This is a genomic window from Pelagibacterium sediminicola (genome assembly GCF_003390885.1).
In the GTDB taxonomy this organism is placed as follows: Bacteria; Pseudomonadota; Alphaproteobacteria; order Rhizobiales; family Devosiaceae; genus Pelagibacterium; species Pelagibacterium sediminicola.
This window is the reverse complement of record NZ_QMEL01000001.1, coordinates 370,656-386,895: the sequence shown is the minus strand read 5'-3', so window position 1 is coordinate 386,895 and position 16,240 is coordinate 370,656. Positions and strand designations below refer to the sequence as shown.

Sequence of the window (16,240 nt, the reverse complement as noted above, 5' to 3'; positions counted from 1 at the left end):
CGATGACGTCAGGACAATCGGGCCGGATGCGCCGCGCAGCTATTGGGGTTCTTGCCGGTCTTGTGATCATGGTTTCGGCAACGGGCGCGTCCGCGGCTACCAATCTGGGTACCTTTACGCACTGGACGGCCTGGACCGACACCGATGGCGGATCAAAAATCTGTTATGTCGCGGCCAACCCCCAGACGCGCGAGCCCTCCAATCTCAATCACGGCGATATTGCCAAGACCTTCCTTCTGGTGACGATCCGGCCCGCCAACCGCAACGAGGTCGCGGTGCTGGTCGATTTTCCGGTTTCCTCGTCCAGCCCCAACGCCTCGGCGACGGTCGACGGCCGGTCCTATCCCATGGTGACCGAGGGGCAAGCGGGCTGGCTCGCCTCGGTCGAGGACGAGGCCGGTTTTGTCGCGGCGATGCGCGCGGGCGCAACGCTCCAGGTGCGGATCACCTCGGGAGCGGGCAACAACACCGTCCACACCTATTCGCTGAGCGGGGTCACCGCCGCGCTCAACCGCGCCGCCCAGGAATGCCCACAATAAGAGCATGCCCGCAATAGGAGCGGGCACCGCTTGCAAGCGCGCGGCGATTTTGGCAAAGGTCGGGGATCGCCCCGGCCTTTTCAGCTTCCATATCGGGATTAAACGATGGCTCTGACGTTCAAAAGACTTGCCGGACTTGTGATCCTGTGCGGACTTTCGCTGCCGGCCTTCGGGCAATCGGTGCGCATCCTTGGCGACCACAACCAGTGGTCGGCCTATGCAACGACCGAGAGCGCCGGGCGCATCTGTTTTGCGATGACCACCCCCACGACCGTCGAGCCACGCCCCGAGGGCTATGGCGAAGGCCATTTCTATATCACGCACCGCCCAGCCGAGGGGGTGCGCACCGAGATCAACATTGTTGCCGGATACACTTTCGCCCCCGATACACAGGCAACGCTCAGCGTGGGGGGGCAGGCGTTCCCCCTCTTTACGCGTGGGGATGCGGCCTGGCTTGCCGATCCGGGCCAGTCGGCTGCCGCCGCACAAGCCATCCGCGCCGGCTCGACCATGACGGTCGAGGGCACGTCCGAGCGCGGGGTCCGGGTGCGGCAGGTCTTTTCGCTGTCGGGGGCAACGGCGGCCTCGCGCGCGATCGACAGCGGCTGCCCCTGACCTCCCGCTTTGCGCCGGGGCCGGGGATGTGCTAAAGGCGCCTCGCCATTGACGGCGCGGGGTGCGCCGCCCATGTTTGCCCCCTCACACTCTCGTTTTTTGGAAACCGCACGTCATGAGTCTGGCGCTCAACATCGATCACACCACAGCGCCGCGCCCGCAAAGTGCCGGCCCGGCCGATCTCGTCGGGCTGTCGCGCCGCGAGATGGCGGCGGCGCTCGAGGGGATCGGGCTTGCCGGGCGCGACGCGAAAATGCGCGCCAGCCAGCTCTGGAACTGGATCTACGTCAATGGCGTCACCGATTTTTCCGCCATGACCAATATCGCCAAGGGACTGCGTGCCGAGCTTGCGGACGCCTTTGCCATCGGGCGGCCGGAGATCGTTTCCGAGCAGGTTTCAGTCGATGGCACGCGCAAATGGCTGTTCCGCTTTCGCGACCCCCTGCACGCCAACATGCCGCCGGTCGAGGTCGAAACGGTCTATATCCCGGAAAGCGACCGGGGGACGCTGTGCGTTTCATCGCAGGTCGGATGCACGCTCACCTGCTCGTTCTGCCACACGGGCACGCAAAAGCTGGTGCGGAACCTGACGGCTGGGGAAATTCTCGCCCAAGTGATGATGGCGCGCGAGCGGCTGGGCGATTTCCCCGGGGGGCAGCGCCCCACCGATGGGCTCGTCCCTTCGGGTGAAACCCGCGCCATCACCAATATCGTGATGATGGGGATGGGCGAGCCGCTCTATAATTACGAGAACGTCAAGAAGGCCTTGCTGATCGCCTCGGACGGCGATGGGTTGAGCCTTTCCAAGCGCCGCATCACGCTCTCGACCTCGGGTGTGGTGCCCCAGATCGAGCCGACGGGTCGCGAGATCGGCGTGATGCTGGCCATATCGCTCCATGCGGTGCGCAACGATCTGCGCGACGTGCTGGTGCCGATCAACAAGAAGTGGCCGATCGAGGAGCTTCTGGAAGCCTGCCGCACCTATCCGGGGGTCTCCAACGCCCGCCGCATCACCTTTGAATATGTGATGCTCAAAGACATCAACGATTCGGACGCCGATGCGCGCGAACTGGTACGGCTTCTGGCCAGGATCCCCGCCAAGATCAACCTCATCCCCTTCAACCCCTGGCCGGGCAGCAATTACGTATGCTCGGACTGGGACCGGATCGAGGCCTTTGCCGATATCGTCAACCGGGCGGGCTACGCCTCACCGGTGCGCACCCCGCGCGGCCGCGACATCTTTGCGGCCTGCGGGCAGTTGAAATCGGAAACCGAGCGGCTGAAGAAGAAAGACCGCGACGCGTTCATGCTCTAACGATAGGCTTGGTTCTCGCGAGTTCTGTAGGACGCGATGATCCAGATGGCGTGGATCAGGCCGGGGATGTAGCCGAGCAGCGTCAAGAGGATATTGAGCCAGAAGTGCAGGCCGAACCCCACGCGCAGGAACACCCCGAGCGGGGGAATGAGGATCGAAAAGACGATCCGGATGAAGTCACCAAAGGTCATGTCGAAGCGGTCCCGTAACTGAGCGATTTGCCCTGGATATGGGAATAAGCCCGAAGGCGCGCAAGACGTTCCCTTTTCGGCCCGATGCTCTATTTCCGCGCCTCGGCGAAAAGGATGGTGGCGGCAAACCCGGCAAAGACCGCCGCAAAGCTCCAGTTGAGGATTTTCTGGACCCTTGGGGATTTCATCAGCGTGCCGGTCAGCCAGTGCGCCCCCAGGACGATGGCGATGACGATGGGCACCGAGATGACGAGGAACTCGATCCCGAGAAAGACCAGCTTGGCGCTGGCCGCCGGGTCGTCCGCCGAAATGAACTGGGGCAGGAAGGTGACGAAAAACAGCGCCACCTTGGGGTTGGCGAGATTGATGCCGAGCCCGGTGAGATAGCTGTTGCCAAGGCTGGGCGTACGGCCGGCGGCTTTCTTGACCGAAAGCCCGGTGCCCGAGCGGATAGCGGCGATGGCGAGCCAGACGAGATAGAGGGCGCCGGCGATCTTGAGCGCCATGAAGGCGGCGGGCGCCGCCAGGATCAGCATCGAAATCCCGAACGCGGCCAGCATGGTGTGGACGGCAACGCCCGTCATGGCGCCGAAAACGGTCATGAATCCGTGGGTCTTGCCGAAATTGACGGTGCGCGAGATGAACAGCGCCATGTCCGGGCCCGGGGTTACGGCGAGCACGATGGAGCCGAGCGCAAAGGCAAGGACGACGCTCAGCGAGGGAATCATCTCGATCATTTCAAAGAAAGCTCCAAAAGGGACTCGTCATGGTGTTATGCCCGCTTGGAGCGCCGGGGCAAGCGCGAAATCCTTGCGCCTGTTGCCATCCCTTCGCCGATCTGGTTAGTGTCGCGCCGGTTTTCCCGATCGTTCCGCCGCGTGGGCGCGGCCAGCAAAGACAAGATCCATGAGCAAAGACATCAAGAAGGTCGTTCTTGCCTATTCGGGCGGCCTTGATACCTCGATCATCCTCAAATGGCTCCGGCAGGCCTATGATTGCGAGGTGGTGACCTTCACCGCCGATCTGGGGCAGGGCGAGGAGCTCGAACCGGCCCGCCAGCGCGCAGAACTGCTGGGCATAAGGGAAATCTATATCGAGGACCTGCGCGAGGAATTCGTCGCCGATTATGTCTTTCCCATGTTCCGCGCCAACGCGGTCTATGAAGGGGTCTATCTTCTGGGCACCTCGATCGCCCGCCCGCTGATCGCCAAGCGTCTCGTCGAGATCGCCGAGGAGACCGGGGCCGACGCCATCGCCCACGGGGCGACCGGCAAGGGCAACGACCAGGTGCGGTTCGAGCTTTCCGCCTATGCGCTCAACCCCTCGATCAAGGTGATTGCGCCCTGGCGTGAATGGGACCTCCAGAGCCGCACCAAACTCATCGAGTTCGCCGAAAAAAACCAGATCCCCGTGCCCAAGGACAAGCGCGGCGAAGCGCCCTTTTCGGTCGACGCCAATCTCCTGCACACCTCGTCCGAAGGCAAGGTGCTCGAGGATCCCGCGGTCGAGGCGCCCGAATACGTCTATCAGCGCACAGTCGATCCGGTGGACGCGCCCGATACGCCGCAGACCATCACCATCGGGTTCGAGAAGGGCGATCCGGTTTCGGTCGATGGCGAAAAGCTGTCCCCGGCGTCCCTGCTCACAAAGCTTAACGAACTGGGCGGCAAGCACGGCATCGGCCGGCTCGATCTGGTCGAGAACCGGTTTGTCGGCATGAAGAGCCGGGGCATCTACGAGACGCCGGGCGGCACGATTCTTTTGGCCGCGCATCGCGGCATCGAGAGCATCACCCTCGATAGAGGCGCGGCGCATCTCAAGGACGAGATCATGCCGCGCTATGCCGAACTCATCTATAACGGGTTCTGGTTCGCGCCCGAACGCGAAATGCTCCAGGCGCTGATCGACAAGAGCCAGGAACATGTGAGCGGGGAGGTGAGCGTGAAGCTCTACAAGGGTTCGGCAAACGTTGTCGGGCGCTCCTCGCCCTATTCGCTCTATTCGGAAGACCTCGTCACCTTCGAGGAAGGCACGGGCACCTACGATCACCACGACGCCGAGGGCTTTATCCGGCTCAACGGCTTGCGGCTCAGGACCTATGGCGCACGCGAACTGCGGCTGAGGCGGTAGGTTCGGCGTTTCTGGCCGGCATCGCAGCCCCCTCACCCCCACCCCCTCTCCCATAAGAGGAGAGGGGGGCTCAAGAGCCGAAATATCCACGGAGTTCCCTTCTCCCCTCGTGGGAGAAGGTGGCCGGAGCAAAGCGGTGGTCGGATGAGGGGGCCAACGATGCCAGCCGCCGCCCATCCGGCCCCTGCGCCGCTTTTTCCTTGTTCGCGCCCCATTGGCAGGCTATTGCAGCCTCACCTAACCAAAACCCCGAAAATGGCTGCCCCCTTATGAGCTTGCGCAATATTGCGATCATTGCCCACGTCGACCATGGCAAGACGACCCTCGTCGATGTCCTCCTGCGCCAGTCCGGCACCTTCCGCGACAACCAGAAGGTCGACGACAGGGTGATGGATTCCAACGATCTGGAAAAGGAGCGCGGCATCACCATTCTGGCGAAGGTCACTTCGCTCAACTGGCACGATACGCGCATCAACATCCTCGATACCCCCGGCCACGCCGATTTCGGCGGTGAGGTCGAGCGGTTCCTCTCGATGGTCGACGGGGCGGTCATCCTTGTCGATGCCGCCGAAGGGCCGATGCCGCAGACCAAGTTCGTGCTCTCCAAGGCATTGAAGATCGGGCTGCGCCCCATCGTTGCCATCAACAAGATCGACAAGCCCGAGGAGCGCCACGGCGAGGTGCTCGACGAGATATTCGATCTGTTCGTTGCGCTCGATGCCACCCCCGAACAGCTCGATTTTCCTGTGCTTTACGGATCGGCAAAGCAGGGCTGGATGGCGGCGGACCCCGAGGGGCCCAAAAAATCCATGGCGCCGCTGTTCGACAAGATCATCGAGCATTTCCCCGAACCCACCGTCGAGGACGGCCCGTTCCGCATGCTGGTCACCAGCATCGAGCGCAACCCGTTTCTGGGTCGCATCCTGACCGGGCGCATCCATTCGGGCACTGCCAAGCCCGGCGACGCGGTCCATGCGCTTTCGCGCGACGGGCAGGTGGTCGAAAAGGGGCGCATCTCGAAGGTTCTGGGGTTCCGCGGGCTCGAACGCGAGCCGATCGAGGAAGGCCGGGCGGGCGATATCGTCGCCATTGCCGGACTGGAGACCGCAACGGTCGCCAATACCATCACCGTGCTGCAGGTCGCCGAACCGCTCGAGGCCAAGCCGATCGACCCGCCCACGCTTTCGGTTACCTTCCGGGTCAATGACGGGCCCTTTGCGGGCCGCGAGGGCGACAAGGTGCAGTCCCGCGTCATCCGTGAAAGACTGTTGCGCGAGGCCGAAGGCAATATCGCCATCCGCGTGACGCCCGGGACGGACGGGGATTCGTTCGAGGTCGCGGGACGCGGCGAGCTTCAGCTCGGGGTATTGATCGAGACCATGCGCCGCGAGGGGTTCGAGCTGTGCCTGGGGCGCCCGCGCGTCCTGTTGCGCGAGGAAAACGGCCAGCGGCTCGAGCCGGTCGAAGAGGTCACCATCGATGTCGATGACGATTACGCCTCGGTCGTCGTCCAGAAACTCAGCGAGCGGCGGGGGGAACTGGCCGAAATGCGCCCTTCGGGCCATGGGCGCACGCGGGTGCGGCTTTACGTGCCGACGCGCGGGCTGATCGGCTATCAGGCGGAGCTGTTGTCCGACACGCGCGGCACGGCGATCTTCAACCGCGTGTTCCACCAATACGCGCCCTATAAAGGCCCGCTGCCCATGCGCCGCACGGGGGTTTTGATCTCCAACGGCACAGGGACGGCGGTGGCCTATGCGCTCTTTAACCTCGAGGATCGCGGACCGATGCTGATCGATCCGGGCGTCGATGTCTATGAGGGCATGATCATCGGGGAGCACAACCGCGACAACGATCTCGAGGTCAATCCCTTGAAGGGCAAGCAGTTGACCAATATCCGCACGACCTCCAAGGACGAGGCCATCCGGCTCACCCCGCCCAAGAAGCTCAGCCTCGAACAGGCGCTCTCCTATATTGCCGATGACGAATATGTCGAGGTGACCCCGCAATCGGTGCGGCTGCGCAAGGTCCATCTCGACCCCCACGAGCGCAAGCGCGCCGCGCGCGCGGCGGCAGCGGCGGAGGCGGGCACCTCGCTTTGATGGCCCGGCCCTGATGGGATAGACTGGAGACGATTTTCAGCAAGCGTGGGGTGCGGAGCCATGAGCGACAGCATCACCAAGGGCAGGACCCGGACCAGGCAGAAAACCGCGCGGCCGCGGCTTTACCGCGTCGTCCTGCTCAACGACGACTATACGCCGCGCGAATTTGTCGTGCTCGTCCTCAAGGCTGTGTTCCGGCTCACCGAGGACGAGGCCAACGCACGCATGATGACCGCGCATCAAAAGGGCGTGAGCGTCATTGCGGTCTATACCAGCGAGATCGCCGAGGCCAAGGCCACCGAGGCGGTGGATCTGGCGCGCGATGCGGGCTTTCCGCTGATGTTCGTCGTCGAGCCGGAAGAATAGGCGGACCCAGCGCTCTCTTGCCGTCTTTGCCCGGTTTATCGGGGTAAACGGGGGGGAAGGGCGTCGCCGGGCGTGCCGCCATCGTTTCCTTTTCGTCTTGCAATTGTCGCAATGGGTGGGCCATAGGTCCCCCGGACCCTTCCTCCCCCATTTCCAACCCAGGACAGCCCGTCACCATGAATATCGATGCCATCCCCGTCGGCGCCAACCCTCCCGAGGATCTCAACGTCATCATCGAGGTGCCGCTGGGCGGAGAGCCGATCAAATATGAGATCGACAAGGCCTCGGGGGCGCTGTTCGTCGACCGTTTTCTTTATACGCCGATGCGCTATCCGGGAAATTACGGCTTTGTGCCCCATACCCTTTGCGGGGACGGCGATCCGCTCGACGTCATCGTCATGAACTCCCGCCCGCTGGTGCCCGGCGCCATCGTGCGCGCGCGGCCCGTTGGGGTGCTGTTCATGGAAGATGATGGCGGGCAGGACGAAAAAATCCTCGCGGTGCCCGTCTCCAAGCTCACCCGCATGTATGACGCGATCGCCGATGTGGACGATCTGCCCGCGATCCAGGTCGAGCGGGTCAAGCACTTCTTTACCCATTACAAGGACCTCGAGCCGGAAAAATGGGCGCGGATCGACCGGATCGGCAATGCCGACGATGCCAGGAACGTGATCCTGCAATCCATTGCCATGGCCCGGAAGGGTTGAGACAATCGGCGCGCCGGGCCGGCCTTGACCGGCTCGGGCCCCAGGGGGTAGAGATACCGGACCGTAACCTCCGGTACGGCCCTTCAACCCTTTTGCGAAAAGCGTAACGCCTCATGACCGCCCGCACACTCTATGACAAGATCTGGGATGACCACGTCGTTGCCTACAATGAGGACGGCACCGCCATCCTCTATATCGACCGTCACCTCGTTCACGAAGTCACGAGCCCGCAGGCCTTCGAGGGGCTAAGGCTGTCCGGGCGCGGGGTGCGTGCGCCCGAGCGCACGCTGGCGGTCGTCGACCATAACGTGCCGACCTCGGACCGCAGCCTGCCCAACCCGGACCCCGAAAGCGTCATCCAGATCGAGGCGCTGGCCGAGAACACGCGCGATTTCGGCATCGAATATTACGACGAGTTCGACAAGCGCCAGGGGATCGTGCACATCGTGGGGCCCGAGCAGGGGTTCACGCTGCCCGGCATGACGATCGTTTGCGGGGACAGCCACACCTCGACCCACGGCGCGTTCGGCGCCTTGGCCCACGGCATCGGCACCTCCGAGGTCGAGCACGTGCTCGCGACCCAGACGCTGATCCAGCAAAAGGCCAGGAACATGCGGGTGACCGTCGACGGCGCGTTGCCCCAGGGGGTCACCGCCAAGGACATTATCCTGGCCATCATCGGGGAAATCGGCACGGCCGGCGGCACGGGGCATGTGCTCGAATATGCCGGTGAGGCCATCGAGAGCCTTTCCATGGAAGGCCGGATGACGGTGTGCAACATGAGTATCGAGGGCGGCGCGCGCGCCGGACTGATCGCGCCGGACCAAAAGACCTTCGATTATGTGATGAGCCGCCCGCGCGCGCCCAAGGGCAAGGCGTTCGAGATGGCGCTCGAATACTGGAAGACGCTCTATACCGACGAGGGCGCCCATTTCGACAAGGACGTGCGGCTCGATGCGGCCAATCTGCCCCCGATCGTTTCCTGGGGGTCCTCACCCGAGGACGTCATTTCGGTCACAGGCGCGGTGCCCAATCCCGACGACATCGCCGATGCCAACCGCCGGGCCTCGAAATGGCGGGCGCTCGAATATATGGGCCTGACGCCGGGCACCAGGATCACCGATATCGGCATCGACCGGGTGTTCCTCGGGTCGTGCACCAATGGCCGGATCGAGGATTTGCGCGCCGCCGCCGCGGTGGTCGCCGGCCACAAGGTCAGCGAGCGGGTCAACGCCATGGTCGTTCCGGGTTCCGGACTGGTCAAGGCCCAGGCCGAAGCCGAGGGACTGGACAAGATCTTCAAGGCGGCCGGGTTCGACTGGCGCGAGCCGGGCTGCTCGATGTGCCTTGCCATGAACCCCGACAAGCTGGCGCCCGGCGAGCGCTGCGCCTCGACCTCGAACCGCAATTTCGAGGGCCGGCAGGGGTTCAAGGGCCGCACGCATCTGGTCTCCCCCGCCATGGCCGCCGCCGCCGCCATTGCCGGTCATTTCGTCGATATTCGCGAGTGGCCGCACAAGGCCTGACCGATGGCCGGGAAGAACGAGGGTAGAGCAGATTTGTGGGGGCCGCTTGCGGCCCCTTCGCTTGACGATTTCGAGGCGCTGGCCCTTGCGGCGCTCGAAGCCCTGCCCCAGCCTTTCCGCGCGCTGGCGTCCGAGGTCGAATGCCGGGTGGCGGACTTTCCCGATGACGATGTCGTCAAGGACATGGAGCTTGAAAGCCCGTTCGACCTTCTGGGTCTTTTTGAAGGCTTCGGAATGACCGAGGACGGCGCAACCCCCTTTACCGGCCAGATGCCCAACCGGGTCTGGCTCTATCGCCGCCCCATCCTCGATTACTGGGCCGAGCACACCGATACGCTGGGCGAAATCGTCAATCACGTGCTGGTGCACGAGATCGGCCACCATTTCGGCCTGTCGGACGACGACATGGAGCGGATCGAGCGCAACGATCGGATGGGCTGAGGCCCGTATTCAAAGGCTATGGCGTAGCGTTCCCTTTTTTCCTGAAATATCCAGAAACATCAACGGCCTGTGATTTTTTCTGTGTCGCTGCGCCGGCCTGGTGCGGACACGCTCTAACATGTTTCTTATGCGCTGGTTAACCATTATTGTGGCATGGCTCCGGGAGTTTTCAGCGCGGACCGGGCGGGACGCGGGGGGAGCCTTTGAGGCGGGAGGCCGTTAACCCGGTATGACAGGCGCAGTATTTGTCATCGCGATCAACATGGTGATCGCAACGACAATGGCCGCCGCTTTTTTCGCGGTCGGCCATTTCGATGCCAATAACCGGGCGGCCAAGTGGCTGGGCGTGGCGTTCGTGCTGGCCATGCTGAGCTTTGCCGGGGAGTATGTGCTCCATACAGGGCTGTCCGACGCGGGCGCGCGCCTCTTTATCGCGCTTGCCATGCTCGGGTGCTTTCTAGCCATCGCCCACGCGCTGGCGCGGCGGTACGAGGCTCCGCTTTCCCCTCTGGGGCTGGGCATGATCTTTCTGGCCTCGAGCATTCTTTATCTGCTGATCCTCGAGCTTCCGCGCGAAGACATGTGGCGCCAGGTGCTTTACCAGACACCCTACGGGCTGGTGAGCCTGATGGGGGCGATCATGGTGTCGCGCTCGCAGCGCCGGGAGCCGATCGACAGGGTGCTGTTCGTGATGCTGGTGCTGGTGGCGCTAAGCTTTGCCGCAAAGCCGGTGGTGGCCCATTTTTCCGGCGGGGTCGGCGCGGTCGGCCGCGACTACGCGACAACGCTTTATGCGCTGATCTCCCAGTCGAGCGGCGCGGTGGTCACGCTCCTTCTGGCCATGGTGTGCCTTGCCATGGTGGTATCGGATGCCGCCCGGTCCCTCGTGAGGAAATCGGAACGCGATCCCCTGACCGGCCTTTTGAACCAGAACGGGTTCGAGCAGCACGGCTCCCGGCTCGTTGCGGTGAACCCTGGGGCCCAGAACGATCTGGCGCTGGTGCTTTTTTCCTTTGACGGCCCGCACGCCCGCGACGACCAGTCAAGCCCGGCGCTGAGCGCAGCGCTGTCCGACATATTCGGCCCCGGCGCGCTGGTAGCCCGCATGTCGGGGCCTTATTTTGCTGCACTGCTCCCCGGCACCAATCTTTTTGCGGCACGGCGGCACGCCGAGATCCTGCGCTCGCGGCTCGCGGAAGGTGTCCTGCCCATTGCCGCGCCGGTCATGGCGGCCATCGGTATCGCCGAGCGCGAGCCGGGGGACAGCCTCTTGGATCTGCTGGTCCGCGGCCAGTGGGCGCACCGGGAAGCGCTCGATGCGGGCGGGGACTGCGTGCGTCTGGCGGCCCGCGCCGCCTTTGTGCCGGCGCGCGGCACCACGCGATAGCCCAGCCTCTCAGCTCGACGCGAGATCGGACAGCAGCCCGGCGGCAACCGAGAGCCGGGCGATGGTCAATTCGCCGGCGATGAGATCGGCAACGCTCGATATGACGCGGGCGATCGCGGTTTCGTGCTGCGCTTCCCAGGCCGCAAAGCGCTCGGGGATGGTCCCCGTGCCCATATCCAGGACGTCGCCGGAAAGGTCGCGCAGCGCGCGGGCCACATTGGCGAGCGCCCGGTCGAGTGCCATGCGCTCGAACCGGTCGGCGGCGAGAACCGCTCCCCCCTGCTCGGTGATACGCCCAAGCCCGAACTTTTCGATCATGGCGAAATAGACCGCGGCGGCATCGCCAATCGATACGCCGCGCTTTTCAGCGACCAGAACCACATCGGTTGAAAGCGAGAGGATCGAAAGCTGGGCGATGCGGCGGGCGAGCTCGGGCGGGGTGCCCCCTTGCGTGAACGCCTCCTGCTGGCCGGCGACGGCCTGCGCCAGATAGGGCGAGGACAGTTCGGACAGATGCGTTCGGATTTCGGCAACGCCCTCGCCATAGCGGGCGATGACCGCCGAAAGCCCCGACGCGAACGTTTCGTTGCGCAGGAACCAGAGCGTGGCCGCAACCAGAAGCTTTTGGACCTGGGCATAAAGGGCAAGCTGGGTCTGGCCCGATATGGTTGCGTCGAGTGCGTCGATCCGGGCGTTGAGCGCCTGGAGGTCAAAGGCATCGCGCGCCGCCGCATAGGCAAGGGCCACCGCACCCGGATCGGCGGCGGTGATCGCCACGAGCTTTGAGAAAAAGGCGGGCCCGCCCCGGTTGATCATGGCGTTGGCAAGGGTGGTTGCGATCACCTCGCGGCGCAGCCGGTGGGTCTTGATGGCCTCGGGATACTGCTCGTTGAGCGCCGAGGGGAAATAGCGGTAGAGCTCCTTGGCGAAATAGGGGTCGTCGGGGACCGGAGAGGCGATCAACCGGTCGAAGGCGGCGATCTTGGCATAGGCCAGAAGCACAGCCAGTTCGGGCCGGGTGAGGCTCTTGCCGGCGCTTGCGCGGGCGGCAAGCTCCTCTTCGCCGGGCAGCTCTTCGAGCGCGCGGTCGAGCGCGCCGCTCTCTTCGAGCCCGGCCATCAGGTCGGCAAGATCGGGCAGCCCCACGACGCCCTCGCGTTCGGCCAGCGAGAGCGCCAGCGATTGCAGATAGTTGTTGCGCAGGCACAGCGCGGCCACCTCATCGGTCATGCCGGCGAGAAAATCGTTGCGGGTCTTAAAATCGAGCGTGCCGTCGCGCATCAGCCCCGAAAGGGCGATCTTGATGTTGACCTCGAGGTCGGAGGAATTGACCCCGGCGGAATTGTCGATGGCGTCGGTGTTGATGCGCCCGCCATGCAGCGCGAACTCGATGCGCCCGCGCTGGGTGACGCCCAGATTGGCGCCCTCGCCCACCACCCTGGCGCGCAAGTCCCTGCCCGCAACGCGGATCGCGTCGTTGGCCTTGTCGCCCGCCTCGGCGTCCGTTTCATCAAAAGCCCGGATATAGGTGCCGATGCCGCCGAACCACAACAGGTCCACCTGGGCCTTCAAAATGGCGGAAAGGACTTCGGCGGGCGCGGCGCTCGGGCCCGACAGTCCCAGCAACTCCTGCATCTGGGGGGAAAGCGGGATCGATTTGAGCTTTCGCGAGAAAACCCCGCCGCCTTCCGAGATCACCGCCGTGTCATAATCCTGCCAGCTCGAACGGGGCAGGGCAAAGAGGCGCTGGCGCTCGGCAAAAGCGGCCTTTTCGTCGGGGTCGGGATCGATGAAGATGTCGCGATGATCGAATGCCGCCACGAGCCGGATATGGGGCGAGCGCAGCATGCCGTTGCCGAAGACGTCGCCCGACATGTCCCCGACCCCGGCAACGGTAAAGCCGGTTTTCTGGATGTCGATGTCCATCTCCCGGAAATGGCGCTTGACCGTCTCCCAGGCGCCGCGCGCCGTGATGCCCATTTTCTTGTGGTCGTAGCCCGCCGAGCCGCCCGATGCGAAGGCATCGCCAAGCCAGAAGTCGCGGGCCGTCGAAATGGCGTTGGCGGTATCGGAAAAGCTCGCCGTGCCCTTGTCGGCGGCGACCACCAGATAGGGGTCGTCCCCGTCGCGCCGGAAGACCATTTCAGGCGGCAGCACGGTGTCGCCGACCAGATTGTCGGTGACGTCCAGAAGCGCGGAGATGAAGATCTTGTAGCAGGCCGTCCCCTCGGCCATGAACGCCTCTCGGTCGGGGTTGGGCGGCATTTTCTTGGGCACGAACCCGCCCTTGGCCCCCACCGGCACGATCACCGCGTTCTTGACCATCTGGGCTTTTACCAGCCCCAGGATCTCGGTGCGGAAATCCTCGGGGCGGTCGGACCAGCGCAGGCCGCCGCGCGCGATGGGACCGCCGCGCATATGGGCGCCCTCGACACGCGGGGAATAAACGAAGATCTCGCGATAGGGCCGGGGTTCGGGCAGGCCCTCGATGGCCTGGGCATCGAACTTGATGGCGAGCGCGTCGCGCGGGGCGCCGTTCTCGCGCTGGTAGAGATTGGTGCGCAGCGCGGCTTGGACGAGGTTGAGCAGGCGCCGCAATATCCGGTCCTCGTCGAGCGATTCGATGGTTTCGAGCGATTCGGCGAACCGGGCGTGCAGGGCCGTGGCCCTTTCGGCGCCATCCCCGGCCCGGGTGGGGTCGTTAAGGGTATGGAACAGCTCGACAAGGGTTGCGGCAAGGGCCGGGTGGCTGGCGAGCGTCGTTGCGATATAGGACTGGGACCAGGTGATCCCGGCCTGCTTGAGATAGTGGCCCAGGGCCCGCAGCAGGGCCGTGTCCTCATGGCTGAGCCCGGCGTGAAGGGTAAGCCGGTTATAGCCGTCGTTTTCCACCGCGCCGGTGGCGGCGGCAACGATCGCCGCCTCGATGCGGGGCGCAGCTTCCCGCACGGCCGACGCTTCGAGCCCACGCGGGGAAAGGGTCATGTCGTGGACGAACCGCTCGACCCCGTCGGCGGGTGAAATCTCCCAGGTGCGCTCGTCGATGACCGAAAAGCCGAAATTTTCGAGCACCGGCACGCGGTCGGAAAGCGGGATGGGTTTTTGGCGGCTATAGACTTTTAGGGTCAGCGTCAGGGGATCGTCGCGCCCCGGCCCAAGATCAACCGCGACGGGTTTTCCCGTGTCGAGTTCGCGGAAAATGGCGATGTCGGCCAGCGCGTCGAGATGGGAAAGCGCGGCCTGATAATCGCGCGGAAAGGCGTTGGCGTAACCGGCGATCGCCGCTGGATCGGGGGCGGCGGAGACGAGCCGGTCGGCAAAACTGCGGCTGATCTCGTTGATCTCATCCTCGAGCGCCTCGCGGCCGGGGCGCGGGGTCGGCCCGCCATTGCGCCCGATGATGAAGTGGATGCGCGCCAGCTCGCCCTCGGGGAAATCGGGTGCGAAGGCGGACACGCGCCCCTCATAGCGCCGGGCCAGATGCAGGCCGATTTTTTCGCGCACCTGGGTATCGAACCGGTCGCGGGGCAGATAGACGAGGATGGAGACGAAATTGTCGAACCGGTCGATGCGCGGCAGGACGCGCACGCGCGGACGGTCGGGAAGCGTCGAGATGACGGTGGCAAATTCGAGCAGTTCGCCGGCCGAAATCTGGAACATCTCCTCGCGCGGGTAATTGTCGAGCGCGTTCATCAGCGCCTTGCCCGCGTGCGAGCGCGGGTCGAGCCCCGAACTCTTCATGGCATCGACAAGCTTGCGCCGGATGATGGGCACGTCCGCGTGGGGGGTGGCGAACGAAAGGGAGGTAAAGAGCCCCAGAATACGCAACTCGCCCCGCACCTTGCCGCCCGGCCCGAACAGCTTGATGCCGATATAGTCCATGTGGACGCGGCGGTGGACCGAGGCGCGCCGGTTGGCCTTGGTGACCATCAGGGGTTCGTCGCTGTCGAGAAAGGCAAGGTGCTGGCTGGTCGTGTGGACGTAATCGGCGCCCTGGCGCAGATAGAAATAATCGGGGTCGGCGAGGATGCCCAGCCCGCTGCCCTCGACCGGGACGAGCTTGCGCGCCTCGCCCTCCCCTTCGAGCCTATATTCGCGCAGGCCCAGAAAGGTGAAATTGTGGTCGGCGAGCCAGGCGAGAAAATGCATGGCCTCGGCAAGATCGGCCTCGCGCAAGGGCGGCGGGTTCTCGCGATAGCTTACCACCACGGTGCGCAGGCGCTCGAGCATGTCGCGCCAGTCCACCACCGCCTGGCGCACCGCGATCATCGTGCGGGTCAGTTCCTCTGCGATCAATTCGCTCGTGGCGGGGTCGGCGGGGGTGTCGATATGGACGTGGAGAACGCTTTCGTGGCGGGCGTCCGGGCCGGGCCGCTCGATCACCGTCCAGGGCGTGGTGCCGGTATCGACCGCGGCGACCGGATGGGCCATGAAGCGGATCGTGCCGCCCGCCGCGCGGATGGCAGCCAGCGCGGAATCGACGATGAAAGGGGTATCGGCCGAATAGATGTCGATGATGGTGAGGCCATCAAGGCCCGGCTCATCCGACGTCCAGAGCCTTATATCGGGCCGGCCGGGGGTGCGCTCGCCGATATGGGAAAAGGTTTCCCGCAGCACGGTTTCGAGCGTTTGGGGCGGATAGAGCAGCAGGTCCTGCTCGTCGGCCGAGCCGATCGCGCGGTTCAGGAAACTGGCAAAACCGGGTTCGGCCCCTGAAAGGGCCGCGATGCGGTCTTTCCACTGGCGCGCCGGCGCCCCCGTCGTTTCGAGCATGGAACTGGCCTTCTTGCCGGAAGTTTCAGGACGAGCTTAGCCCGGCTGGCGGCAAAGTCCAGTATCACTTTAGATTTCAATGACATAGACATTGGTATCCGTCAGGGGGGCTGACCTTTATGCAAAAAGAAAGGGCCGGACGCAGCGG

Annotated in this window: 13 protein-coding genes; 10 read left to right on the top strand and 3 right to left on the bottom strand. The window is 64.4% G+C overall.

Annotated features, from left to right (window positions below):
* Positions 1-2: 2 nt before the first annotated feature.
* The 3 genes from DQG18_RS01815 (at position 3) to rlmN (ending at position 2,469) form a co-directional block, all read left to right on the top strand.
* The gene (locus DQG18_RS01815; RefSeq protein WP_157969958.1) at positions 3-539 is read left to right on the top strand and encodes an invasion associated locus B family protein; all 537 of its coding nucleotides are present in this window, start codon (positions 3-5) and stop codon (positions 537-539) included.
* Between the two features lie 105 nt (positions 540-644).
* The gene (locus tag DQG18_RS01810) at positions 645-1,154 is read left to right on the top strand and encodes an invasion associated locus B family protein (protein WP_116652503.1); all 510 of its coding nucleotides are present in this window, start codon (positions 645-647) and stop codon (positions 1,152-1,154) included.
* Between the two features lie 115 nt (positions 1,155-1,269).
* Positions 1,270-2,469, top strand: a complete 1,200-nt coding sequence (gene rlmN, locus DQG18_RS01805; protein ID WP_116652502.1) for a dual-specificity RNA methyltransferase RlmN — start codon at positions 1,270-1,272, stop codon at positions 2,467-2,469.
* Here rlmN and DQG18_RS01800 read toward each other — a convergent pair.
* Both DQG18_RS01800 and DQG18_RS01795 read right to left on the bottom strand, forming a co-directional pair.
* Positions 2,466-2,660, bottom strand: a complete 195-nt coding sequence (locus DQG18_RS01800) for a YqaE/Pmp3 family membrane protein (RefSeq protein ID WP_116652501.1) — start codon at positions 2,658-2,660, stop codon at positions 2,466-2,468. The two genes, rlmN and DQG18_RS01800, sit on opposite strands and share 4 nt — an antisense overlap.
* An 89-nt stretch (positions 2,661-2,749) precedes the next feature.
* Positions 2,750-3,397: a LysE family translocator gene (locus DQG18_RS01795; RefSeq protein ID WP_198669626.1), complete on the bottom strand. Its 648-nt coding sequence runs from the start codon at positions 3,395-3,397 to the stop codon at positions 2,750-2,752.
* A gap of 169 nt (positions 3,398-3,566) precedes the next feature.
* On the opposite strand from DQG18_RS01795, the gene DQG18_RS01790 reads away from it, so the two are divergent.
* From DQG18_RS01790 to DQG18_RS01760, 7 genes are all read left to right on the top strand, one after another.
* Positions 3,567-4,790: an argininosuccinate synthase gene (locus tag DQG18_RS01790; RefSeq protein ID WP_116652500.1), complete on the top strand. Its 1,224-nt coding sequence runs from the start codon at positions 3,567-3,569 to the stop codon at positions 4,788-4,790.
* A 269-nt stretch (positions 4,791-5,059) separates the two neighbouring features.
* Positions 5,060-6,892 carry a translational GTPase TypA gene (gene typA, locus DQG18_RS01785; RefSeq protein WP_116652499.1) on the top strand — a complete coding sequence of 611 codons (1,833 nt, stop codon included), beginning with the start codon at positions 5,060-5,062 and terminating at the stop codon, positions 6,890-6,892.
* A gap of 60 nt (positions 6,893-6,952) precedes the next feature.
* Entirely contained in the window at positions 6,953-7,258 is a 306-nt protein-coding gene (locus tag DQG18_RS01780) for an ATP-dependent Clp protease adaptor ClpS (protein ID WP_116652498.1), read from the top strand.
* 176 nt (positions 7,259-7,434) lie between these two features.
* The gene (gene ppa / locus DQG18_RS01775; RefSeq protein ID WP_116652497.1) at positions 7,435-7,965 is read left to right on the top strand and encodes an inorganic diphosphatase; all 531 of its coding nucleotides are present in this window, start codon (positions 7,435-7,437) and stop codon (positions 7,963-7,965) included.
* A 113-nt stretch (positions 7,966-8,078) separates the two neighbouring features.
* On the top strand, positions 8,079-9,491 hold the full coding sequence (gene leuC / locus DQG18_RS01770) for a 3-isopropylmalate dehydratase large subunit (RefSeq protein WP_116652496.1): 1,413 nt from the start codon (positions 8,079-8,081) through the stop codon (positions 9,489-9,491).
* A 3-nt stretch (positions 9,492-9,494) separates the two neighbouring features.
* Positions 9,495-9,932 carry a metallopeptidase family protein gene (locus DQG18_RS01765; protein ID WP_116652495.1) on the top strand — a complete coding sequence of 146 codons (438 nt, stop codon included), beginning with the start codon at positions 9,495-9,497 and terminating at the stop codon, positions 9,930-9,932.
* Between the two features lie 229 nt (positions 9,933-10,161).
* Complete coding sequence (locus DQG18_RS01760; protein ID WP_116652494.1) at positions 10,162-11,319, top strand: GGDEF domain-containing protein; 1,158 nt, start codon at positions 10,162-10,164, stop codon at positions 11,317-11,319.
* A 9-nt stretch (positions 11,320-11,328) separates the two neighbouring features.
* Here DQG18_RS01760 and DQG18_RS01755 read toward each other — a convergent pair whose 3' ends face one another.
* Positions 11,329-16,092, bottom strand: coding sequence for an NAD-glutamate dehydrogenase (locus DQG18_RS01755; protein WP_116652493.1), 4,764 nt, complete (start codon positions 16,090-16,092; stop codon positions 11,329-11,331).
* Positions 16,093-16,240 lie beyond the last annotated feature (148 nt).

What these genes read in the sequence shown, in the direction of transcription:
- DQG18_RS01815 (WP_157969958.1), top strand. Translation starts at nt 3, where the DNA reads ATGACGTCAGGACAATCGGGCCGGATGCGCCGCGCAGCTATTGGGGTT.
- DQG18_RS01810 (WP_116652503.1), top strand. Translation starts at nt 645, where the DNA reads ATGGCTCTGACGTTCAAAAGACTTGCCGGACTTGTGATCCTGTGCGGA.
- rlmN (WP_116652502.1), top strand. Translation starts at nt 1,270, where the DNA reads ATGAGTCTGGCGCTCAACATCGATCACACCACAGCGCCGCGCCCGCAA.
- DQG18_RS01800 (WP_116652501.1), bottom strand. Translation starts at nt 2,660, where the DNA reads ATGACCTTTGGTGACTTCATCCGGATCGTCTTTTCGATCCTCATTCCC.
- DQG18_RS01795 (WP_198669626.1), bottom strand. Translation starts at nt 3,397, where the DNA reads ATGATCGAGATGATTCCCTCGCTGAGCGTCGTCCTTGCCTTTGCGCTC.
- DQG18_RS01790 (WP_116652500.1), top strand. Translation starts at nt 3,567, where the DNA reads ATGAGCAAAGACATCAAGAAGGTCGTTCTTGCCTATTCGGGCGGCCTT.
- typA (WP_116652499.1), top strand. Translation starts at nt 5,060, where the DNA reads ATGAGCTTGCGCAATATTGCGATCATTGCCCACGTCGACCATGGCAAG.
- DQG18_RS01780 (WP_116652498.1), top strand. Translation starts at nt 6,953, where the DNA reads ATGAGCGACAGCATCACCAAGGGCAGGACCCGGACCAGGCAGAAAACC.
- ppa (WP_116652497.1), top strand. Translation starts at nt 7,435, where the DNA reads ATGAATATCGATGCCATCCCCGTCGGCGCCAACCCTCCCGAGGATCTC.
- leuC (WP_116652496.1), top strand. Translation starts at nt 8,079, where the DNA reads ATGACCGCCCGCACACTCTATGACAAGATCTGGGATGACCACGTCGTT.
- DQG18_RS01765 (WP_116652495.1), top strand. Translation starts at nt 9,495, where the DNA reads ATGGCCGGGAAGAACGAGGGTAGAGCAGATTTGTGGGGGCCGCTTGCG.
- DQG18_RS01760 (WP_116652494.1), top strand. Translation starts at nt 10,162, where the DNA reads ATGACAGGCGCAGTATTTGTCATCGCGATCAACATGGTGATCGCAACG.
- DQG18_RS01755 (WP_116652493.1), bottom strand. Translation starts at nt 16,092, where the DNA reads ATGCTCGAAACGACGGGGGCGCCGGCGCGCCAGTGGAAAGACCGCATC.